20 protein-coding genes and 1 riboswitch are annotated in these 21,099 nt (G+C 75.9%); of the genes, 9 read left to right on the top strand and 11 right to left on the bottom strand.

Going from position 1 to position 21,099, the window contains the following annotated elements; translation table 11 throughout:
* Window positions 1-2: 2 nt before the first annotated feature.
* From cobBC to EDD33_RS05545, 5 genes are all read left to right on the top strand, one after another.
* Window positions 3-2,468 carry a bifunctional hydrogenobyrinic acid a,c-diamide synthase/histidinol phosphate aminotransferase CobBC gene (gene cobBC / locus EDD33_RS05565; RefSeq protein WP_211332434.1) on the top strand — a complete coding sequence of 822 codons (2,466 nt, stop codon included), beginning with the start codon at window positions 3-5 and terminating at the stop codon, window positions 2,466-2,468.
* A 173-nt stretch (window positions 2,469-2,641) separates the two neighbouring features.
* Window positions 2,642-2,857 carry a CbtB domain-containing protein gene (locus EDD33_RS05560; RefSeq protein ID WP_123389458.1) on the top strand — a complete coding sequence of 72 codons (216 nt, stop codon included), beginning with the start codon at window positions 2,642-2,644 and terminating at the stop codon, window positions 2,855-2,857.
* A 94-nt stretch (window positions 2,858-2,951) separates the two neighbouring features.
* A complete protein-coding gene (locus EDD33_RS05555) occupies window positions 2,952-3,743 on the top strand; it encodes a CbtA family protein (RefSeq protein WP_123389457.1) in 792 nt (263 codons plus the stop codon).
* Window positions 3,744-3,758: 15 nt separating this feature from the next.
* On the top strand, window positions 3,759-4,547 hold the full coding sequence (locus tag EDD33_RS05550) for an adenosylcobinamide-GDP ribazoletransferase (protein WP_123389456.1): 789 nt from the start codon (window positions 3,759-3,761) through the stop codon (window positions 4,545-4,547).
* Window positions 4,544-5,506 (top strand): cobalamin biosynthesis protein, encoded by a 963-nt coding sequence (locus EDD33_RS05545; protein WP_123389455.1) that lies wholly within the window; start codon window positions 4,544-4,546, stop codon window positions 5,504-5,506. Before EDD33_RS05550 ends, EDD33_RS05545 begins: the two co-directional genes overlap by 4 nt.
* A 28-nt stretch (window positions 5,507-5,534) precedes the next feature.
* On the opposite strand, the gene EDD33_RS05540 is transcribed toward EDD33_RS05545, so the two are convergent.
* Both EDD33_RS05540 and EDD33_RS05535 read right to left on the bottom strand, forming a co-directional pair.
* The gene (locus EDD33_RS05540) at window positions 5,535-6,575 is read right to left on the bottom strand and encodes a hypothetical protein (RefSeq protein WP_123389454.1); all 1,041 of its coding nucleotides are present in this window, start codon (window positions 6,573-6,575) and stop codon (window positions 5,535-5,537) included.
* On the bottom strand, window positions 6,572-7,621 hold the full coding sequence (locus tag EDD33_RS05535) for a hypothetical protein (protein ID WP_123389453.1): 1,050 nt from the start codon (window positions 7,619-7,621) through the stop codon (window positions 6,572-6,574). The genes EDD33_RS05540 and EDD33_RS05535 overlap by 4 nt, the downstream gene beginning before the upstream one ends.
* 96 nt (window positions 7,622-7,717) lie before the next feature.
* On the opposite strand from EDD33_RS05535, the gene EDD33_RS05530 reads away from it, so the two are divergent.
* From EDD33_RS05530 to EDD33_RS05520, 3 genes are all read left to right on the top strand, one after another.
* Window positions 7,718-8,047: an antibiotic biosynthesis monooxygenase family protein gene (locus tag EDD33_RS05530; RefSeq protein ID WP_123389452.1), complete on the top strand. Its 330-nt coding sequence runs from the start codon at window positions 7,718-7,720 to the stop codon at window positions 8,045-8,047.
* Window positions 8,048-8,175: 128 nt separating this feature from the next.
* Window positions 8,176-8,850, top strand: a complete 675-nt coding sequence (locus EDD33_RS05525) for a class I SAM-dependent methyltransferase (protein WP_123389451.1) — start codon at window positions 8,176-8,178, stop codon at window positions 8,848-8,850.
* Between the two features lie 22 nt (window positions 8,851-8,872).
* Window positions 8,873-9,520: a maleylpyruvate isomerase family mycothiol-dependent enzyme gene (locus EDD33_RS05520; RefSeq protein WP_123393062.1), complete on the top strand. Its 648-nt coding sequence runs from the start codon at window positions 8,873-8,875 to the stop codon at window positions 9,518-9,520.
* Window positions 9,521-9,592: 72 nt separating this feature from the next.
* Here EDD33_RS05520 and EDD33_RS05515 read toward each other — a convergent pair whose 3' ends face one another.
* From EDD33_RS05515 to EDD33_RS05480, 8 genes are all read right to left on the bottom strand, one after another.
* Window positions 9,593-10,324 (bottom strand): alpha/beta fold hydrolase, encoded by a 732-nt coding sequence (locus tag EDD33_RS05515; protein ID WP_123389450.1) that lies wholly within the window; start codon window positions 10,322-10,324, stop codon window positions 9,593-9,595.
* 7 nt (window positions 10,325-10,331) lie between these two features.
* Window positions 10,332-10,997, bottom strand: a complete 666-nt coding sequence (locus EDD33_RS05510) for a peptidyl-tRNA hydrolase (protein ID WP_170169706.1) — start codon at window positions 10,995-10,997, stop codon at window positions 10,332-10,334.
* Between the two features lie 134 nt (window positions 10,998-11,131).
* Window positions 11,132-11,659, bottom strand: a complete 528-nt coding sequence (locus EDD33_RS05505) for a bifunctional adenosylcobinamide kinase/adenosylcobinamide-phosphate guanylyltransferase (RefSeq protein ID WP_123389448.1) — start codon at window positions 11,657-11,659, stop codon at window positions 11,132-11,134.
* On the bottom strand, window positions 11,656-12,399 hold the full coding sequence (locus EDD33_RS05500; protein ID WP_123389447.1) for a cobalt-precorrin-6A reductase: 744 nt from the start codon (window positions 12,397-12,399) through the stop codon (window positions 11,656-11,658). The genes EDD33_RS05505 and EDD33_RS05500 overlap by 4 nt, the downstream gene beginning before the upstream one ends.
* On the bottom strand, window positions 12,396-13,886 hold the full coding sequence (locus EDD33_RS05495; RefSeq protein ID WP_211332433.1) for a cobyric acid synthase: 1,491 nt from the start codon (window positions 13,884-13,886) through the stop codon (window positions 12,396-12,398). Before EDD33_RS05495 ends, EDD33_RS05500 begins: the two co-directional genes overlap by 4 nt.
* 4 nt (window positions 13,887-13,890) lie before the next feature.
* Window positions 13,891-14,232, bottom strand: coding sequence for a hypothetical protein (locus tag EDD33_RS05490; RefSeq protein ID WP_123389446.1), 342 nt, complete (start codon window positions 14,230-14,232; stop codon window positions 13,891-13,893).
* A complete protein-coding gene (gene cobF, locus EDD33_RS05485) occupies window positions 14,229-15,083 on the bottom strand; it encodes a precorrin-6A synthase (deacetylating) (protein WP_246003377.1) in 855 nt (284 codons plus the stop codon). The genes EDD33_RS05490 and cobF overlap by 4 nt, the downstream gene beginning before the upstream one ends.
* A complete protein-coding gene (locus EDD33_RS05480; RefSeq protein WP_123389444.1) occupies window positions 15,080-18,709 on the bottom strand; it encodes a cobaltochelatase subunit CobN in 3,630 nt (1,209 codons plus the stop codon). Before EDD33_RS05480 ends, cobF begins: the two co-directional genes overlap by 4 nt.
* 30 nt (window positions 18,710-18,739) lie before the next feature.
* Window positions 18,740-18,882: riboswitch (cobalamin riboswitch) on the bottom strand.
* 28 nt (window positions 18,883-18,910) lie between these two features.
* Between EDD33_RS05480 and EDD33_RS05475 the strand changes: the two genes are divergently transcribed.
* Window positions 18,911-20,032 carry a galactokinase gene (locus EDD33_RS05475; protein ID WP_123389443.1) on the top strand — a complete coding sequence of 374 codons (1,122 nt, stop codon included), beginning with the start codon at window positions 18,911-18,913 and terminating at the stop codon, window positions 20,030-20,032.
* On the opposite strand, the gene EDD33_RS05470 is transcribed toward EDD33_RS05475, so the two are convergent.
* Complete coding sequence (locus EDD33_RS05470) at window positions 20,001-21,038, bottom strand: NAD(P)-dependent alcohol dehydrogenase (protein ID WP_246003376.1); 1,038 nt, start codon at window positions 21,036-21,038, stop codon at window positions 20,001-20,003. The two genes, EDD33_RS05475 and EDD33_RS05470, sit on opposite strands and share 32 nt — an antisense overlap.
* Window positions 21,039-21,099 lie beyond the last annotated feature (61 nt).

Here is a 21,099-nt window from a genome sequence, read left to right as displayed (position 1 = left end):
CCGTGAGCACCCGGCTCCCCCGGTTCGTCGTGGCCGCCCCCGCCACCGGCCAGGGCAAGACGACCGTCGCGACCGGGCTGATGGCGGCGCTGTCGCGTGCCGGCCACGAGGTCAGCGGCCACAAGGTCGGGCCCGACTACATCGACCCGGGCTACCACGCCCTCGCCAGTGGGCGGCCCGGCCGCAACCTCGACCCCCACCTCGTCGGCGAGGAGCGCGTCGCCCCGCTGCTGCTGCACGGCGCCGCCGGCGCCGACGTCGCCGTGGTCGAGGGCGTGATGGGGCTCTTCGACGGGCGCATGGGCGGCGAGGGGTTCTCCTCCACCGCCCACGTCGCCCACCTCACCCGTACGCCGGTGGTGCTGGTCGTCGACATCTCCCGCTCCTCGCGCTCGATCGGCGCGGTCGTGCACGGGATGTCCACCTTCGACCCCCGGATCACCGTCGCCGGCGTGATCCTCAACAAGGCCGGGTCGCCCCGCCAGGTCGCCGAGGTCCGCAGCTCGATCCGCGTGCCCGTGCTGGGCACCATCGGCCGCGACGACGCCTTCTCGGCCCCCTCGCGCCACCTCGGACTGGTGCCCGCCGCGGAGCGCGACGAGGCCGCCCACGCGCTCGACCGCCTGGCCGAGCACGTCGCCGAGAGCGTCGACCTGCAGGCGTTGATGGAGCTGGCCGCCTCCGCGCCCGACCTCGACGAGACGCCGTGGGACCCGGCCGCCGAGGTCTGTGCCCCCGTCTCGGACGCGCGTCCCGTCGTCGCGATGGCCGGCGGCCGCGCCTTCACCTTCCGCTACACCGAGACCGAGGAGCTGCTCCGCGCCGCCGGGTGCGACGTCGTCGCCTTCGACCCGCTCACCGACGCCTTCCTGCCCGCGGGCACCAGCGGGCTCTACCTCGGCGGCGGCTTCCCCGAGGTCCACGCCGAGACCCTCACGGCCAACGCGTCGCTGCGCGAGGACCTGCGCGCGGCGGTCGCCCGCGGCGTACCGACCGTCGCGGAGTGCGCCGGCCTGCTCTACCTCTGCGACACCGTCGACGACTCCCCCATGGTGGGCGCGCTGTCGGCCACCGCCGCGATGACGCCGCGGCTGACGTTGCGCTACCCGCGCGCCACGGCGACCACCGACTCGCTGCTCACCCGGGCCGGGGAGGAGGTCACCGGGCACGAGTTCCACCGCACCCGCACCGACCCGCCGGCCGGCTCCGAGGGCCCCTGGGTCGCCGGCTGGGCGATCGACGGCGAGGCGACCGGCTTCGCCAGCGACAGCGTCCACGCGTCGTACCTCCACACCCACTGGGCCGGCCACCCCCACCTCGCCCAGCGGTTCGCCGACGCCGCCCACGCCGCCCTCCGGGACGGTCGCGGAGCGACCTCCTCGGGGACCCGGGACACCTCCTCGGTCGAGCCGGTCGCGACCCCGGTCCCGCCGCCGAACCCAGATCTCCTGCCCGACCCCCTGCGCCACCACGGCGACGTCGAGGCGGAGCCGGGGCTGCTGGACCTCGCCGTGAACGTGTACGCCGGCCCGCGGCCGCCCTGGCTGGACGCCGCCCTCCACGAGAGCCTCGAGCTGGTCGACCGCTACCCCTCGCCGACCGCCGCCGAGGCCGCGGTCGCCGCGCGCCACGGCCGCGCGCCCGAGGAGGTGCTCGCCACCGCCGGCGCGGCCGAGGCGTTCACCCTCGTCGCCCGGCTGCGGCCGTGGCGCCGCCCGGTCGTGGTGCACCCGCAGTTCACCGAGCCGCACGCCGCGCTGGAGCAGGCCGGCCACGCGGTCACCACGGTGACCTGCACCCGGGAGAGCGGGTTCGCGCTCGACCCGGCGGCCGTGCCCGAGGACGCCGACCTCGTGGTCGTCGGCAACCCCACCAACCCGACGGGGGTGCTGCACCCCGCCGCCGTCGTCGAGCAGCTGCTCCGGCCGCACCGGCTCGTCGTCGTCGACGAGGCGTTCATGGACACCGTCCCGGGCGAGGGCGAGTCGCTGACGGCGAGGACCCGTGCCGGCCTCGTCGTGCTCCGCAGCCTGACCAAGCACTGGGCCATCCCCGGCGTGCGGGCGGGCTACCTGCTGGGAGCGCCCGACGTCGTCGCGGAGCTGCGGCGGGCCCAGACGCCGTGGTCGGTCTCGAGCACCGCCGCCGCCGCGACGACCGCCTGCGCGAGCCCCGCCGCGGCGGAGGAGTCCGAGCGCCGCGCGCACACCGTCGCGGGGTGGCGCACGGCCCTGGAGAAGGGCCTCGCCGAGCGCGGGATCGCCCACGTGCCCTCCGCGACGTCGTTCGTCCTGGCCGAGGTCGGCGAGGGCGTGCACGCCGCGCTGCGCGCCGCCGGGGTCGCCGTACGCCGGGCCGACACCTTCCCCGGGCTGGGACCCGCGTGGGTGCGGATCGCCGTCCGCCCGGAGGCGCACACGACCCAGCTGCTCGCCGCGCTGGACGCGCTCCCCCACGGGGCCTCCTGATGCCCTAGGGTGAGCGCGCGGGCACGAGGAAGCCGGTGGGAATCCGGCACAGTCGCGCTACTGTGACACCTCCTCCAGACGGTCATCACGATCGTCGGGCGGCGGTGGAGTCAGACCCTCGAGTCCGTCCACCACCCCATCTACCAGGGACGCACGCATCCCTTGGAGGACTCATGTCGAGCACCGCCGCATCCCCCGCCGTCGAGGTCCAGCTCCCCTCGATCCCCCTCGCCGAGCTGGCCCCCTGTGCCCTGTTCTTCGGCCTGCTCGGGACCCTGGTCCTGTTCTTCGTCGGCGCCGAGCAGGGTGCGTTCTCGCTGTCCTCCGGCACGCTGGTCCACGAGTTCGTGCACGACGGCCGGCACCTGCTGGCCTTCCCCTGCCACTGATCGCCCGGTCCTCCGGGACCACGCGCCTCTTCTCGTCCCGGTCTCCGGGCGATCGCTCCACGCCCGGTCTCCGGTCCCCTCGAACGGACCCGTCATGACCGCACGCACCTTTCTCGTCCGCGGGCTCCTCGCCGGACTGATCGCCGGTCTCGCCGCCTTCGCCGTCGCCTACGTCGTGGGCGAGCCGCAGGTCGAGACCGCCATCGGCCTGGAGAGCTCCGCGGGCGCCTCGGCCACCGAGCCGCACGACCACGCCCCCGGCACGCCTGCCGAGCACTCGCACGGCGACGAGGACGCGGTGGTCTCCCGCACCGTCCAGTCCACGCTGGGGCTGCTGACCGGCAACCTCGCCGTGGGCATCGCCCTGGGCGGCCTGGTCGGCCTCGCCTCCGCCTTCGCGGTGGGCCGCATCGGCCGGCTCACCCCGCGCCAGTCCACGGGTCTCGTGGCCCTGGTCGGCTTCGTGGCCTTCGCCCTCGTGCCCTTCCTGAAGTACCCCGCCACCCCGCCCGCCGTCGGCAGCGGCGAGACCATCGGCGACCGCACCGCCCTCTACTTCTCCTTCGTCGCGATCTCCCTCGCCGCCGCGTTCGTCGCGGTGCTGGTCGGACGGCGGACCGCCGCGTCGTCGGGGGCCTACCTCGGCACGGTGGCCGGCGTCTCGGCGTACCTCCTCGTCGTGATGGTCGCCGGCACCCTGATGCCGACGGTCAACGAGGTGGGCGACTTCCCGGCCGACACGCTGTGGTTCTTCCGCCGCGCCTCGCTCCTCACCCTGGCCACGCTGTGGGCCGCGCTGGGCGTGGCGCTGGCCGGGTTCGTCGGCATCGACCACGAGCGGGCCCTGGCCCGGCAGCGTCGTCGCGAGCTGGCCACGTCGTTGTGACGTCGCCGTGACCGCGTGAGCGACGCCTGGCGGCTCGCCCTGGGCACGCTCACCGTGCTGCGGGTGCCGCCGCCCCGGGTCGTGGACCGGCGTACGGCGGGCCGCGCGGTGCTGCTCGCCCCGCTCGCCGTGCTGCCGCTCGGTGCGGCCGTGGCGCTGCTGCTGTGGGTCGGCCTGCGCCTGGGCACCCCCGCGCTCGCCCTCGGCTTCCTGGCGGTGGCCGTGCTCGCGCTCGGCACCCGCTGCTTCCACCTCGACGGGCTCTCCGACACCGCCGACGGGCTCACCGCCTCCTACGACCGGGAGCGGTCGCTGGAGGTGATGCACAGCGGCACCTCGGGCCCGGCAGGTGGTGTGGCCGTCCTGGTCGTGCTGGGGGTGCAGGCCGCCTCGGTCGCCTCGCTCGCCGGCCTGCCCGCCGGACCGTGGCTGGTCGGCGTGCTGGTGTGCGTGTCGCGCTGCGCCCTCGTGCTCACCTGCGCGTCACCGGTGCCCGGCGCCCGCACCGACGGCCTCGGTGCGGCGTTCACCCGGTCGGTGTCGCCGCCCGCCGCGCTCGCGTCCTGGCTGGTCGCGGGGGTGGCGGTCGCCGCGGTCGCGCACGGGTCGCAGGTCGGCGTGCAGCACGCGGCGCTCGCGGTGGCCCTCGCCGTGGCGGTCGTGCTGCTGCTGGTGTGGCGCACCACCCGACGCCTCGGGGGCGTCACCGGCGACGTGCTCGGCGCGGCCGTCGAGCTGGCGCTGGCCACCCTGCTCGTCGCCGTGGCGACCGGAGCGACGTACGCCGAGCTCGTGGCGCCGTGAGGCCGCCCTCCCGTGCGCCCTCCCGCGCGCCCTCCCGTGCGCCCTCCCGTGCTCTGGGCCTGGCCCTCGGCTTCGCCGCCGACCGGATGCTCGGCGACCCCGCGCGGTGGCACCCCGTGGCGGGGTTCGGGCGGGTCGCAGGCGTGCTCGAGACCCGGCTGTGGGCGCCCTCGCGGCCGCGGGGAGCGGCGTACTCGCTGGTGCTGGTGGGGGGCGCCACCGGCCTCGGCCTGCTCGCCGTGCGGGCCACGCGCACGCACCCCGTCGCCCGCACCGCTGTCACCGCTCTCGCGACCTGGGCGGTGCTCGGCGGCACCTCGCTGGACCGCGAGGGCCGCGCCGTCGCCGCCTTCCTCGAGGCCGACCGGCTGCCCGAGGCACGGCAGCGGCTGACCCACCTCGTCGGCCGCGACACCCGCACCCTCACCGCCGGCGAGGTCGCCCGCGCGGTCGTGGAGTCGGTCGCCGAGAACACCTCCGACGCCGTCGTCGCCCCCCTCGTCCTCGGTGCGCTCGCCGGGGTCCCGGGGCTGGTGGGCTACCGCGCCGCCAACACCCTGGACGCCATGGTGGGCCACCGCAGCGAGCGGTACGCCGACTTCGGCTGGGCCTCCGCCCGCCTCGACGACGTCCTCAACCTGCCCGGCTCCCGCCTGACCGCGGTCCTCGCCGCCGTCCTCGGACCCGACCCGCGTGCCGCGCTGCGCGCCTGGCGCCGGGACGCCGGTGGCCACCCCAGCCCCAACGCGGGCCCGGTCGAGGCGTCGTTCGCCGGCGCGCTGGGCCTGCGGCTGGGCGGCACCAACACCTACGGCACCCGCGTCGAGCACCGCCCGGTGATGGGCGGCGGCCGGCCCCCCACGGCGTACGACGTCACCCCGGCCCTCGCCCTCGCCCGCCGCGTCGACCTCAGCGCCGCGGTCCTCGCAGCGTCGTGGGCCCTGGCCCGACGGCGCTGACGACGCTCGCCGGGGCCCGACCTGGCCCTCAGCGCGCGTCGCGCCCGCGCCGCCGCGGGGTGACGGCGTGGCGGACCAGCCAGAACGCCGCTCCGCCCATGAGGCCGACCAGCAGCCCGACCACCGCCGTCGCGAGCACGGGCCTGCCGAGGAGCGAGTCACCCACACGGGACATCACCACGGCGAGCAGGACCGGGAGCCCCAGCACGAGGGCCAGGGTCCACGCCACGACGACCAGGGGCCGGCGTACGCGGCCCTGGTCCTCCCCGGGCCGCTCCGGAGGCGGGATGGTGATGCCCGAGGCGGTCACGAGCGGGCCCGGCTCGGCAGCGGGCCTCCCGGCAGCGAGGCCCGCGAACGCCTCCACGCGTCCGGCCAACTGCACCAGGAGGTCCAGCCCCTCCTCCACGCGCCCGGCGTCGCGGGCGTCGAGCGGCTCGGTCCCCAGGACCGTCAGCTCGTCGCCGGCCAGCTCGACGCCGTAGGGGCCCGACCACCGGGTCAGCCGCTCGTCGACCTCCGGGGTCACCAGGCCCGTCCACGACACGCGCGGCGGGACGCGACCGGCCAGCCGCGCCCGCAGGTAGGCCGACGGACGGCGTTCGGACCCGGGGTCCAGGGGCGCTCCGACCGGGAAGCGCTCCCCGATCTCGAGGAAGAGGTCGCCGCGCGTGCGCACCGCCCGGTGGACCGAGTGCGAGCCGTCGGCGAACGAGGCGCTGGCGTAGTGCAGCGCGGTCCTCGAGCGCAGCACCACCAGGTCGTTGGCCTCGGCGAAGGCGTCGAGCGCCTCACCGCCCTCGGCCTTCCCGAGCACGTCGAGGACCACGAGCAGACCGCCGAGCGAGATCACGGCCATGCACACGGTGAAGGCCACGTCGTCGCCGGCGGACCCGGTCGCCACCAGCCCGACCACGACGGCTCCGGGGAGGAGGGTCATCAGCACCGCGACCGTGCCGCCGATGACGAGCACGTTGTTGCCCGCCACCGCCCGCAGTCGTGCCCCGAGCCCGTGACGCCGGGTCAGGGGTGCGTAGTCCAGGTCGGCGACGCCGCGGCGGCCGGTCACGGGGCCGGCTCCGGCGCGTCGACCGACGACCGCGTGTCGCGGGGGCGCCGGGGGCGGGTCACCCCCCGGACGAGGGCTCCCGCCACGGCGACGGCGGCGGCGATGACGAGACCCAGCACGATCGAGGCCACCCACGGGGCACCCGACAGCTGCTCCACCAGCGACATCGCGACGGCGATGAGCACCGGCACCACGACCAGGAACCCGAGCGTCGCCACGACGACGACGGCCGGGCGCATGGGCCTGCCCGCCAATGCGGTCCGTCGCTCGCGGACCGGCACCGGGATGCCCGAGGGGGTCGGAGCGGCCGGTACGTCGCCCGGACCGACGACCAGGAGCTCGTCGGCACGGTCGCGCAGCACCCGCGCCAGCTCGAACCCCTCCCGCACCCGTGCGGGGTCGTGCGCGGCCAGTCCCCGGCTGCCGTGCAGCGTCACCTCCCGGTCGGAGCACTCCACGGCGTAGGTCCCTGCCCACCTCGTGATCCGCTCGTGCAGCGGAGCGTCGAGCAGGTCCACGCCCTCGGACCGCTGGCTGACCCGCCCGGCCAGGCCCACCCGCAGGAACACCTCGACGTCGGGCGCACCCGTGGCGCCCGACGTGGGTGAGGACCGTCGTGGCGTGGCTGCGGAGAAGGTGTCCCCCACCTCGAGGAACCCGGCCTCCCGGATCCGGACGCTGCGGAGCACCATCAGCGACCCGTCGGCGAAGCGGCTGCCGGCGTAGTGCTGCGCCGACACTCCCTGGGTGAGGTCCAGCCGGTTCGTCTGCGCGAACGCCGGGAGCAGCGACTCGCCCCGCACCTGCCACAGCACCGCCCCGACCGCGTAGGCCCCGAGCGCCGCGACCGCCCACATCATGACCTGGAACCCCGGGTCGGTCTCGTAGAGCGGGACCAGACCGACGACGACCGTCAGCGGCAGCAGCAGGATGACCAGGCCCACGGTCATGCTGTAGACCCAGATGTTGCTCGCCCGCACCGCGCGCAGCCGGGGCAGCAGTCCCGGTCGTCCGGTCAGGGGGGCGTAGTCCAGGTCCCGGGCCATGGACACATCCTCTCCGAGACCCGCGCCGGTCGCCCGGGAACGGCCCTGCCTGCAGTGGCGGGGTGCCGCCGACCCGCCCCCTGGCACCCTGGTCCCGTGACCGTCATCAAGATCAACGCCATCACCGTCCCCGCCGGCTCGGGCGACGAGCTCGCCCACCGCTTCGCCGCACGCGCCGGCGCCGTCGACGGCGCGGAGGGGTTCGAGGGCTTCGAGCTGCTCCGCCCCACCGACGAGCGCGCGCAGTGGCTCGTCATCACCCGGTGGCGCGACGAGGAGTCGTTCCAGGGCTGGCTCAGCTCCCCCGGCTTCTCCGAGGGTCACCGCTCAGCCGTCGAGCGCGCCGGCGGTGACGCCCCGGCGCCGGTCTCGACCCACAGCGAGGTCTGGAACTACGAGGTCGCCGGAGGCTCGACGCCCGGGTGAGACCCGGTGGCATGGTGCGGCGATCGACCACCCCGCAGTTCGTACGCCCGAGCGGGCGCCGTGAGAGTTGTTTGCTGATACGGCAACGCGGTTTGTCACCGCGGAGGTGGTGGGCCCACCCTGGTGCCATGAGCGAGCACCAGCACGACCACCAGCACGACCAGCAGCACGACCAGGACCCCACCGAGCCGGACTTCTTCGAGCCCGCGGGCTGGGAGGAACGCTACGTCGGCGACGACGCGATGTGGAGCGGCCGGCCCAACCCCCAGCTGGTCACCGAGGCCGGGCGGCTGACGCCCGGCACCGCGCTCGACGTCGGCTGCGGGGAGGGCGGCGACGTGGTCTGGCTGGCCCAGCAGGGCTGGCACGTAACCGGCGCCGACTTCTCCGCCAACGGCCTCGCCCGGGCCGCCCGCCACGCCGAGCAGGCCGGCGTCGCCGACCGCACCGACTGGTGGCAGGTCGACGCGCGTGCCTTCGCCGCGGAGGGCCGGCAGTTCGACCTCGTCACCACCCACTTCCTGCACCCGCCGGACCACGGCATGGTCGAGGTCACCCGCCGCCTCGCCGAGGCCGTGGCGCCCGGTGGGCACCTGCTCGTCGTCGGCCACGCGCCGTCCGCGCACCACACCCAGCTGACCGAGAGCCACCGCCGCGCGATGTGGGAGGCCGCCGAGCTGCTGCCGGGCCTGCCCGAGGGCTTCGAGGCCGTCGTGGTCGAGCAGCGTCCACGCACCGTCGAGCGCGACGGGGAGAGCGTCGACATCGAGGACTCGACGCTGCTGGCGCGGCGTACGACCTGAGCGGGGGCCTACCGTGGGCCGCGTGGACACCTCCCGTGACGAGCTCTTCGCCCTGGCCACCGCCAACCGGCTGCTGGCCGCAGACCTGTTCGAGGGTCTCACCGACGACGAGTGGCGCACGCCCAGCCTGTGCGCCGGTTGGACGGTGCGCGAGGTGCTCGCCCACCTGGTGCCGCCGGAGGGCGGTCACTCCCCGTGGCGGCTGCTGCGCGAGGTCGTACGGGCCCGGGGCGACCTGCACCGGATGGTCGACGACACCACCCGTCGCGATGCGCGGCGCCCCGCCGCCGACCTCGTCCGCGACCTGCGCGAGCGCGCCGCCACCCCCCTCAGCGCGCCCGTCGTCGGGGCGCACGGGCCGCTCGCCGACAGCGCCATCCACCTGCGCGACGCCGCCCGGCCGCTCGGTCGCGACGTCGGGCCCGACCCGGCCGGGTGGCGTCCGGTGCTCGACTTCGTGGTCTCGGGGCGGCGCGCGTCCGGCTTCGTTCCGAAGGGCCGGCTGACCGGGCTGCGGCTGGTCGCCACCGACCAGGACTGGGCCCACGGCGACGGTGCCGAGGTCCGCGGCACCAGCGAGGCGCTGGCGCTGGCCGTCAGCGGCCGGCCGGTCGTGCTGCCGGAGCTGACCGGGCCGGGCGTCGCCACCCTTGAGGACCACATCTCCTGACGTGCACCCGCTGACCGACGAGCCCCGGGGGGTGCGGACGCTGCCTCCTGCGCGCCCCCGACGGCCACGTCGTCACCGCGGCGGCCCACCGCGACCGAGCGAGGTCCCGAAGGCGTCGACCGCCGCCACCCAGCGCTCGGGTGCGTCGAGGTGGACGTGGTGGCCGGACTCCACCTCGGTGACGTGGGCCAGCGACCTCGTCAACGTGCCGCGGTCGGGCTCGGCCAGCGCGGAGTAGCGACCCACCGCCGCGAGCAGCCCGACCGGCACCGGGCAGGCGGCCACGCGGGCCGGCAGGTCCCAGGAGAGGTGGCGTGCCGAGAACCGCTGCAGCTCCGGGTCCGAGCGCAGCCGCCCCTCCACCACCGTGCGGGCGTCACGTCGCGTCCAGGTCGGATGGCCGTGCAGCAGCTCGGAGACCGCGGCGTGCGGGTCCGACCGGGCGGCCGCGTCCTCGCGGGTGCGCTGCTCGGCGTCCTCGCGGCTGCGCCGGGTGCGGCCCGGGCCGGGCGGGTCCTCGAGCAGCACCCCCACGGCGTACGACGGACGGGCGGCCAGCTCGAGCGCCACCACCGCCCCCAGCGAGTGCCCGACGACCAGGGCGCCCGCCGCGTGGTGCTCGACCACGTCGTCGGCCAGGTCCGCCACCGACCGGACCGCCCCGAGCGGCCGACCCCCGTGACCGGCGAGCGTCACCCGCTCGACCTCCCAGCCGCGCTCCTCGAGCACCGGCCCGACCCGCCACCAGGTGCTCGGCCCCGCCCAGAGGCCGTGCACGAGGAGCACGCGGGGGCGGGTCGTCACGACTGCCTCACCACCCGTGGGTGGCGACCACCGTGACGGTGCCCGGGGCGACCTCGGTGAACCCGCCGTCGGCCACCACGACCGGCGCGGTCGCGAGCAGCCGCTCCCACTCGTCGTCGGCCGCGGTCCGCACGGTGACCGGCGCGCCGTCGGCCAGCCACGCCGCGGCGGTCTCCGGCGGCAGCGCCTGCAGCACCAGCTGGGCCGCGTGCCCGACCTGGGCCGCGGCCTTGCCCGTGGTCATCGCGACGCGGGGGTTGAGCACGACGTCGACCGGGGCCTCGACGCCGGCGTCGGCCCCCTCGAGCGTCAGCCCGCCCACCTGGAGCCGGGCGATCTCGGGGTCCACCTCGTCGACACGGCCGGGCACGTGGACGGCCACGTCGACCTCGCCCGCGTGCACCAGCACCCCGGGGACGGCGAGCTGGCGGGTCCAGCCGGCGCCGCGGGCGCGGCGTACGACCTTGCGGATGGGGCCCGACCGCCACTCCTCGGCCCGGGCCCGCACCTCGTCGTCGGCCTCCGGGGCGGTGAACGCGGCCAGCGCCAGCGCGACCGCCGACGCCGTCGACCGCAGCACCGCCAGGTGCTCCGGCGCCGGGTCCTTCTCGACCCGCACCACGACCTGCATCGCCCACGGCACGCCCTCGCGCTCGTCCGGGGAGTACGTCACTCCGTCATCCAACCAGCCCCCGATCCCCATGTAACGCGGGGTTGTTGCATGTGAACAAGCCCCAGAACGGGTGTACGGGTGCAGTAACACCGCGTTACATGGGGACCCCGCCCAGGGCCGCCCGCCCCGACCCCTCAGAGCACCAGCACCCGACCGGCCACCACGAGGTGGACCTCGTCGCAGGCGGCGCCGAGGGTCTGGTTGACGGTGCCGAGGAGGTCGCGGAAGAGGCGGCCGGACCGGTGGGAGGGCACGACGCCCAGGCCGACCTCGTTGGTCACCAGCACCACCGGTCCGGCGGCCGCCGACAGTGCCGCGACGGCGACCGTGAGGCGGGCCGACACCAGGGCGTGGACGTCGGCCGACGGCTGCTCCCACGCCTGCGCCTCGTCGATCACCGCGGTCAGCCAGGTGCCGAGGCAGTCGACGAGCACGGCGCCCTCGACGGCCAGGGCAGCGCCGAGGTCGCGGGACTCCCGCGTCGTCCAGCTCGCCGGGCGGCGCTCGCGGTGGGCGGCGACGCGGTCGGCCCAGTCGGGGTCGGGGTCCTCGTCGGTGGTCGGGCCGGGGGCGACGTAGGTCACCGACGGCTGCCCCACCAGCAGCTCCTCCGCGTGGCGCGACTTGCCCGACCGCACCCCACCGGTCACCAGCACCTTCACGAGCGGACCCCTGACGTCGACAGCACCCACGCCACAGCCTCGTCCACCGTGGCGACGGTGGCGACACCGGCCGGCGCCTCCGGACGGCGTACGACGACCACGGGGACGCCCAGCCGCGCCGCGGCATCGAGCTTGGGGTGGGTGTGGGACCCGCCCGAGTCCTTCGTCACCAGCACGTCGGCGGCGTGGGCGCGGAGCAGGGCCAGCTCGCCGTCGACGAGGTAGGGGCCGCGGTCGCGCAGCAGGGTCCAGGAGTCCGGGAGCGGCACCGACGGCTCGTCGACCACCCGCACCAGCGCCGCCGCGGAGGCCAGCGGGCCGGTGAAGGACTCCAACGACTGCCGCCCCACGGTCAGGAACGGCCGCGACCCCAGCGACGCCGCCGCCCGGGCGGCCTCCTCGTGGGAGTCGACCAGGTGCCAGCCGGGCGCCGGCTCCCAGCCGGGCCGCGCCAGCCGCAGCAGCGCGACCCCGACCTCGGCGCAGGCCTGCGCCGCGTGCGCGGAGATGGTGGCAGCGAAGGGATGGGTCGCGTCCACCACGACGGACGGTGCGGTGGCGCGCAAGTGGGCGACCAGGCCGGCGGTCCCCCCGAAACCGCCGATCCGCACCTCCCCCACCGGCAGCCGCGGTCGCGCGACCCGCCCCGCCAGCGACGACAGCACAGCCACGTCCCGGTCGACGAGCGCCGCGGCCAGCGCGCGGGCCTCCCCCGTGCCGCCGAGCAGCAGCACGCTCATCGCGACGCCCCCGGCTCCAGGAGTCGCAGCCCCGCCGGCGGGCCGTCGAGCGCGAGCGCCAGCAGGGCGTCCACGTCGAGGTGCTCCTCGACCAGGTCGCCGAGCAGGTCGAGCCGCCGCTCCCGGCTGGCCGGGAAGCTCACCGTCGACGGGGCGCGTGAGCCGCCCAGCGCCTGCGCGACCTCGCCCAGGAACGCCTGCCGGAACGCGTCGCCCTCGAGGCTGCCGTGCCACATCGTGCCGAACACCGACCCCGCGCGCGCCCCGCCCAGGAACTCCTCGGCGTCCCCCCGCGTGATCCGTCCGTGGTGGATCTCGTAGCCCGTGGTCGTCTCGCCCAGCGCCGCCCCCGTCGGCAGGCGCAGCACCTTCTCGGCCGCGAAGTCGGTGCGCACGTCGAGCAGGCCCAGCCCCTGCACCGAGGCGCCCGCGGCACCCTCGACGCCGGTCGGGTCGGCGACCGTGCGGCCCAGCATCTGGAAACCGCCGCAGATGCCGAGCACCGGCTTTCCCGCCGCGGCGTGGGCCAGCACCGCGCGGTCCAGCCCGCGGGAGCGCAGCCAGCCCAGGTCGCTGATCGTCGCCCGGGTGCCGGGCAGCACCACGAGGTCGGCGTCCGCGACGTCGCGCGGGTCGCTGGCGAAGACGACGTCGAGGTCGGGCTCGAGCCCGAGGGCGTCGACGTCGGTGAAGTTGCTGATCCGCGGCAGGCGTACGACGACCACCTTCAGCGCGCCCTGCGACCCCGTCCGACGACCGGTCAGGTCGAGCGCGTCCTCGGAGTCCAGCCACAGGTCGGGGTCCCACGGCAGCACCCCGTGCACCGGCCGCCCGGTCAGCTCCTCGAGCTGCCGCAGCCCGGGCTCGAGCAGGGTGCGGTCGCCGCGGAACTTGTTGACCACGAACCCCGCCACCAGCCGCTGGTCCGCCGGCTCGAGCAGCGCGACCGTGCCGAGCATCGCCGCGAACACGCCACCCCGGTCGATGTCGCCCACCACGACCGCCGCCATCCCGGCGTGCTGCGCCAGCCCCAGGTTGACGTAGTCGCTGGCCCGCAGGTTGATCTCCGCCGGGCTGCCCGCCCCCTCGGCGACGACCACGTCGACGCGCCCGGCGAGGTCGTCGAAGGCGTCGTACGCCGCCCGCGCCAGGTGGCGCCGCCCGTCGACGAAGTCGCGCGAGGACACCTCCCCCGCCGGCTTGCCCATCACCACGACGTGGCTGCGCATCTCCCCGCCGGGCTTGAGCAGCACGGGGTTCATCGCCGCCTCGGGCTCGGCCCGCGCGGCCAGCGCCTGCACCCACTGCGCCCGGCCGATCTCGGCGCCGTCGCGGGTGACCATCGAGTTGTTCGACATGTTCTGCGCCTTGAACGGCGCGACCCGCAGCCCGCGGCGCACCAGCGCGCGGCAGAGCCCGGTCGTGACGACGCTCTTGCCGGCGTCCGACGTCGTGCCCGCGACCAGCAGCGCACCGGCGCGCGTCACCTGCTCACCGCCCCCGGCGGTTCTGCCCGAAGCGGTGCGGCTCGAGCTCGCGTGGCAGCTCGCCGCCCTCGCTGACCCAGTCGACCACCCGCTCGGTCGCCCTCGGGTCGAGCACCCCGCCGAGCCAGGTGTCGACCGGGCGCCGGCCGCCGGTGAAGTCGCGGACCAGGACGACGTTGCTGCGGTCGCACTGGTCCAGGCAGTCCACGACGCGCACCCGCACCCCGGCGACGCCGTCCATCGCCAGCAGCGCGTCGCGCTGGCCGTCGTGGTCGGTGCGGGGGTGCTTGTCGGTGCCGCAGCAGCAGTCGCGGCACAGCATCACGTCGCGGTCGGGCCGGCTCACGGCGCCACCTCCCGGTCGTCGGTCGAGCCCGTCGAGACCCTGCGCAGCAGGAACACGTCCATCACCCAGCCGGCCGCCGCCCTGGCCCGCTGCCGCGCGGCGTCGATCTCGTCGCGGACGTCACCGACCCGACCCGCGACCAGCTCCTCGTGCGGCGTGCCGAGGTCGGCGCCCCACCAGATCCACCAGTCGTCCAGGCCGGCCAGCTCCATCGAGCGGTTGAGCATCACCACGACGTTGTCCTGGCCCGACTCGACGGCCTCGGCGAGCCGGCGTCCGGTCGTCACGTGCATCGGCTGTCCCACCTCGTGGAGCACGATCGCGTGGCGGGCCGCGAGCAGCTGGATGCTGGAGATGCCGGGGACCACCTCGACCGCCAGCGGCACCCGCCCCCGGTCGCGCACCTGCTCGAGCACGCGGATGGTCGAGTCGTAGAACGCCGGGTCGCCCCACACCAGGAACCCCGCGTCGCCGTCGTGGTCCAGCAGCGCCTGCTCGAACGCCGCGGCGCGGGCCTCGTGCCAGGAGGCCACGACCTCGGCGTACTCCTGGTCGCTCGCCGTCCGGTCGGGCCGCCGCTCGCGCACCGGGTCGTCCACGCGTACGACGCGCGCCGGGCCGTCCAGGTGACGCTCGAGCAGCCGCTCGCGGGCCGCCACCAGGGGGTCGTCGTCGCCGGCGCCGGACTTGTCGGAGACGACGAAGAAGTCGACCTCACGCATCGCCCGCACCGCCTCGAGCGTCACCTGGTCGGGGTCGCCCGGCCCGACCCCGATCAGCCGGACCCGGCGCACCCCACCGGCGCCGGGTCGTGTGCCTGAGGACGCGCCCGGGCGCGTCGTGGGACTCACGACTCCCGGTCCTCCAGGTCGCCCTCGAGATCCAGGTAGACCTGCTGCATCTGCGCCAACAGGTCGGCGTCGGGCTCGGCCCACAGGCCGCGGTCGACGGCCTCGTGGAGCTTCTCCACGATGCCGCGCAGCGCCCAGGGGTTGGACTGCTTCATGAACGCCTGGTTGGTCTCGTCGAGGACGTACTCCTGCGCCAGCGCGGCGTACATCCAGTCGTGGACCACGCCGGTCGTGGCGTCGAAGCCGAACAGGTAGTCCACGGTCGCGGCGAGCTCGAAGGCGCCCTTGTAGCCGTGGCGCTGCATCGCGGCGATCCAGCGCGGGTTGACCACGCGGGAGCGGAAGACGCGGTTGGTCTCCTCCTGCAGCGTGCGGGTGCGCACCGCGTCGGGCGTGGTCGAGTCGCCGACGTAGGCCTCGGGCGAGCTGCCGGTCAGCGCACGGACGGTGGCGACCATGCCGCCGTGGTACTGGAAGTAGTCGTCGGAGTCGGCGATGTCGTGCTCACGGGTGTCGATGTTCTTCGCCGCCACCTTGATGCGCCGGTAGTTGGTGCGCATGTCGTCGGCCGCCGCCGCCCCGTCGAGGTCGCGGCCGTAGGCGAACCCGCCCCAGGCCGTGTAGACCTCGGCGAGGTCCTGGTCGTCGCGCCAGCTGCCGTTCTCGACGACCTGCAGGATGCCGGCGCCGTAGGAGCCCGGCTTGGAGCCGAAGATGCGCGTCGTCGCGCGGCGCTGGTCGCCGTGCTCGGCGAGGTCGGCGCGGGCGTGGGCGGCCACAAAGTTCGCCTCCGCCGGCTCCTCGAGGACGGCCACGAGCTGCACGGCGTCGTCGAGCATCGCCACCACGTGCGGGAAGGCGTCGCGGAAGAAGCCGGAGATCCGCACCGTCACGTCGATGCGCGGACGCCCCAGCTCCTCCAGCGGCACGACCTTCAGCTCGTTGACCCGCCGCGAGGCCTCGTCCCACTCCGGCCGTACGCCGAGCAGGGCCAGCACCTCGGCGACGTCGTCACCCGACGTCCGCATCGCGCTGGTGCCCCACACCGAGAGGCCCACCGACTCGGGGTAGCCGCCGGTGTCGTCGAGGTAGCGCTGCACCAGCGACTCGGCCATCGCCTGCCCGGTCCCCCAGGCCAGCCGGGAGGGCACCGCGCGCGGGTCGACGGTGTAGAAGTTGCGGCCGGTCGGCAGCACGTTGACCAGCCCGCGCAGCGGCGAGCCCGAGGGCCCGGCGTGCACGAAGCCGCCGTCGAGGGCGTGCAGCACGGCGTCCAGCTCGTCGGTCGTGCGCCGCAGCCGCGGCACCACCTGCGTGGCGGCGAAGGACAGCACGTCCTGGACCAGCGGGTCGTCGTGGAGCCCGGTGACCGCCGCGGGCGACCAGTCGGCGTCCGCGAGCCGCTGCACCAGGTCGCGCGCCTGGGCCTCGATCTCGTCGACGGCGGTGACCGCCTCGGCGCCCTCCTTGAGGCCGAGCGCGGAGCGCAGCCCCGGGACCGCCTTGGAGTCGCCGCCGAAGACCTGCGAGGCGCGCAGCATCGCGAGCACGAGGTTGACCTCGGCCCCGGCCTCGGGCGCCTGGCCGAGCACGTGCAGCCCGTCGCGGATCTGGGCGTCCTTGATCTCGCACAGCCAGCCGTCGACGTGGAGGATGAAGTCGTCGAACTCCTCGTCGTCGGGCCGCTCCTCCAGACCGAGGTCGCGGTGCATCTCGGCGGCGTGCATCAGCTGCCAGATCTCGCCGCGGACGGCCGGCAGCTTGGCCGGGTCCATCGCGGCGATGTTGGCGTGCTCGTCGAGCAGCTGCTCCAGCCGGGCGATGTCGCCGTAGGACTCCGCGCGTGCCATCGGCGGGATCAGGTGGTCGACGATCGTGGCGTGGGCGCGGCGCTTGGCCTGCGCGCCCTCCCCCGGGTCGTTGACGAGGAAGGGGTAGATCAGCGGCAGGTTGCCGATCGCGGCGTCGGTGGCGCAGGCGGCCGAGAGCGCGGCGTTCTTGCCGGGCAGCCACTCCATCGAGCCGTGCTTGCCGAGGTGGACCACCGCGTCGGCGCCGAACCCGCCCGCCTCCGGGCGCGCCGCCAGCCAGCGGTAGGCCGCGAGGTAGTGGTGCGAGGGCGCCAGGTCGGGGTCGTGGTAGATCGCGACGGGGTTCTCGCCGAACCCGCGCGGCGGCTGGATCAGCAGCACCACGTTGCCGGCGGTGACGGTGGCCAGCACGATCTCGCCGGCGTCGTTGACGAACAACCGCCCGGGCGCGGGGCCCCACGCCTCGACCATGTCGGACTTCAGGCCGGCGTCGAGGTCGGCGGTCCAGGCGTCGTACTGCTCGGGCGTGATGCGGACGTGGGCGTCGGTCAGCTGCGCGTTGGTCAGCCACTCCTCGTCCTGCCCGCCGGCCGCGATCAGGGCGTGGATCAGCGCGTCGCCGGCCTCGGTGTCGTCCTCGAGGTCCAGGCCCGGGATCGCGCCGGGGCCGCCCAGGTCGTAGCCCGCGTCGCGCATCCGGCGCAGCAGCCGGATCGTGGAGACCGGGGTGTCGAGGCCGACGGCGTTGCCGACGCGGGAGTGCTTGGTGGGGTACGCCGAGAGCATCAGCGCCACCTTGCGCTCGGACGCGGGCACGTGCCGCAGCCGGGCGTGGGCCACGGCGATGCCGGCCACGCGGGCGGCACGCTCGGGGTCGGCGACGTAGCGGGGGAGCCCGTCCTCGTCGATCTCCTTGAACGAGAACGGCGCGGTGATGATGCGGCCGTCGAACTCCGGGATCGCGACCTGGGTGGCCGAGTCGAGCGGGCTGACCCCGTCGTCGCTGGCCTCCCACTCGGCGCGGCTGCTGGTCAGGCACAGGCCCTGCAGGATCGGGATGTCGAGCGCGGCCATCCGCTCCACGTCCCACGCCTCGTCGTCGCCACCGGCGCTGGCGGTCGCGGGCTTGCTGCCCCCGGCCGCGAGCACGGTCACGACGAGCGCGTCGAGGGTGCCGAGCGCGGCGTACAGCTCGTCGGGGGCGGTGCGCAGCGAGGAGGAGAAGATCGGGACGCCGACCGCCTGGCCGGTCGCGTCGACCGCGTCCGCCAGCGCGTGGGCGAAGGCGGTGTTGCCCGAGACCTCGTGGGCCCGGTAGTAGAGGATCCCGACCCGCGGCAGGTCGCCGGCCGTGGTCTCGACGGCCTCGACCGACGGACCGCGCTCGGCCCACCCCCACGGCGCGACCTCGGCGGGGGCCTCGAAGCCCTCGCCGGTCAGCAGCACGGTGTCGGAGAGGAAGGCGTGGAGCTGGGCGAGGTTGGTCGGACCGCCCTGGGCGAGGTAGCGGTGGGCCTCGGCCGCCACGCCCATCGGGACCGTGGAGAGCTCCATCAGCTCCGCGCTGGGCTGCTCCTCGCCGCCCAGCACCAGCATCGGCATGCCGGTGTCGCGGATCCGGGCGAAGCCCGAGCAGAGGTCGGTCGGCGAGCCCAGGATGCGCCCGACGACGAGGTCGGCGCCCTCGATCACCTCGGCCATCGACTGGTGGCCGGGCCGCGCGGGGTTGGCGTAGACGTAGTCGGCGCCCGAGGCCCGCGCGGAGAGCAGGTCGGTGTCGGACGTGGAGAGCAGCGCGATGCGCGGAGAGGTCACTTCGAGGTCCTAATCGGGGTTCTCGCCCCGGTGGTCGGATGTCTCGTGGCCAGTGTCTGGCTGGACCGCCCGCACTCGTCGGGTCGGTCTCACAGTGGCGGAACCGCCCCGGAGTCACACCGGGTTCCTGGGTCCACGAGACGCGTGGGGCCACCCTAAGGGACGCCGCCGACGGCTGGCGCCGCCTCCTAGGGTGGGCCCGTGACCGCCGGGGCCAGTGCGACCGCCGCCGCGCCCGGCCGGGTCAACCTGATCGGCGAGCACCTCGACTACCTGGGCGGCCGCTGCCTGTCCCTGGCCCTGGAGCGGCGTACGACGGCCACGGTGACCCTGCGCGACGACGACCGACTGCGGGTGCGCAGCGGGCGGCGGACCTGGCACGGCTCGGTGGTCGACCTCGTGCCGGGCGCGGTCCCCGGCTGGCCGGCGTACGCCGCGGGCGTGCTGTGGGCGCTCGACGTGCGGCGCGGGGTCGACGTCGACATCGACAGCGACCTGCCCAGCGGTGCCGGGCTGTCGAGCTCGGCGGCGCTCGCGAGCGCGGTCGCGCTGGCCCTCGACGCGGTGCTCGGCCTCGGGCTGTCGCGCGAGGAGCTGGCGGAGACGGCCTACCGGGCGGAGTCGGGGATGGTCGGGGCGCCGACCGGTCGGCTCGACCAGCTGGTCTCGCTGGTGGCCGACCCGGGTCGGGCGCTGCTGGTCGACTTCGCGGGCGGGCGGCCGACGCGGGAGTCGCTCCCCTGCCGGCCCGACGCCGCCGGGCTGGCGCTGCTGGTGGTGGACACCCGGGTCAGCCACGACATGCGGGTCGGCGGCTACGGCGAGCGGCGGGCGGAGTGCGAGGAGGCGGCCCGCCGGCTCGGCGTACGGCTGCTCGCGGACGCGGTCGCCCTGCCCGGCCTCGCGGAGCGTCTCGCGGGGCTGCCCGACCTGCTGGCCCGGCGTGCCCGCTTCGTGACCGAGGAGGTCGCGCGGGTCGGTGCGGTGGCCGCCGCCCTGCGGGCGGGCGACTGGGACGCGCTCGGTCCGCTGCTCGACGCCGGGCACGCCGGGGCACGCGACGACCTCGAGATCTCCTGCCCCGAGCTCGACCTGGCCGTGACCACCGCGCGGGGCGCGGGAGCGGTGGCGGCGCGGATGACGGGCGGCGGGTTCGGCGGCTCGGCGGTCGCGCTGGTCCCGGTGGGGTCGGTCGACCGGGTGGGGGCCGCGCTCGCCGAGGCGTTCGTCGAGCGCGGCTGGCGCGAGCCGCACGTCTTCCCCACCGCGGCGGGTCGCGGCGCGCAGGTCCTCAGGCGGGGCCCGGCCGCACCACCGGCTTGATGGTGCCGGGGTCGGTGCGGGCCGCGGAGAGGGCCTCGGCCACCTGGTCGAGGCCGTAGCGACCTGTCACCAGCCGGTCGAGCTCGACCTGTCCGGAGGCGGCGAGGGCGATGGCGGTGGGCCAGGTGTCGGCGTACCGGAAGACGCCGGTGAGCACGAGCTCCCGCTCCTGGACCAGCGACAGCGGCAGCGCCACGTCCGACCCGCCCATGCCCACGAGCACGACCCGGGCGGCCGGGGCGAGCGCGGGCAGCGCGGCGAGCAGGGCCGGGCCGTGGCCGGAGCACTCGACCAGCACGTCGGGCGCGAACCCGTCGGGCAGCGCGTCCGCGGGCGCCCTCACCGTGGCCGTCGCTCCCAGCTCGCCGGCCACGGCGAGGCGGTCGGGGTTGACGTCGGTGACCACGACGTCGGCCGCGCCCTGGGCGCGCGCCACCTGCACGACGAGCAGCCCGACCGGGCCGGCTCCGGTCACCAGGACCCGCGAGCCCGCCGTGACCCCGGCCTTGCGGCAGGCCCAGACCGCGACCGAGAGCGGCTCCAGGAGCGCGGCGGCGTCGTCGCTCACGCTGTCCGGCACCGGGTGGGCGAACAGCTCGTGCACGGCGACGACCTCGGCGAAGGAGCCGTCGACCGGCGGGGTGGCGTGGAAGCTCATCGCCTCGCACAGGTTGTAGCGGCCGGCGAGGCACTGCGGGCAGGCCAGGTCGGGCTCCCCCGGCTCGATCGAGACCCGCTGCCCCAGGTGGCGCCGCGTGACCGCGGACCCCACCGCGACCACGACGCCCGACGCCTCGTGCCCCAGCACCAGCGGCTGCTCGACGACGTAGCTGCCGATCCGGCCGTGCTCGTAGTAGTGCACGTCCGACCCGCACACCCCCACCGAGGCCACCCGCACCAGCACCTGGTGGGGGCCGGGCTCCGGCACCGGTCGGTCCTCGACGACGAGGTCGCCGGTCCCGCGCAGCACGCTCGCGCGCATCGTCGTCCCGAGCTGGGTGTCCACGACCTGCCTCCCGACCACGTGACCGGCGTCACGTCCCACGCCCAGTCTCGGCCGGAGGGGT

This window comes from Nocardioides aurantiacus, from assembly GCF_003752505.1.
Classification (GTDB): domain Bacteria; phylum Actinomycetota; class Actinomycetes; order Propionibacteriales; family Nocardioidaceae; genus Marmoricola; species Marmoricola aurantiacus.
Note: the sequence above shows the minus strand (reverse complement) of the source record. Positions and strands in the feature narration are given on the sequence as shown.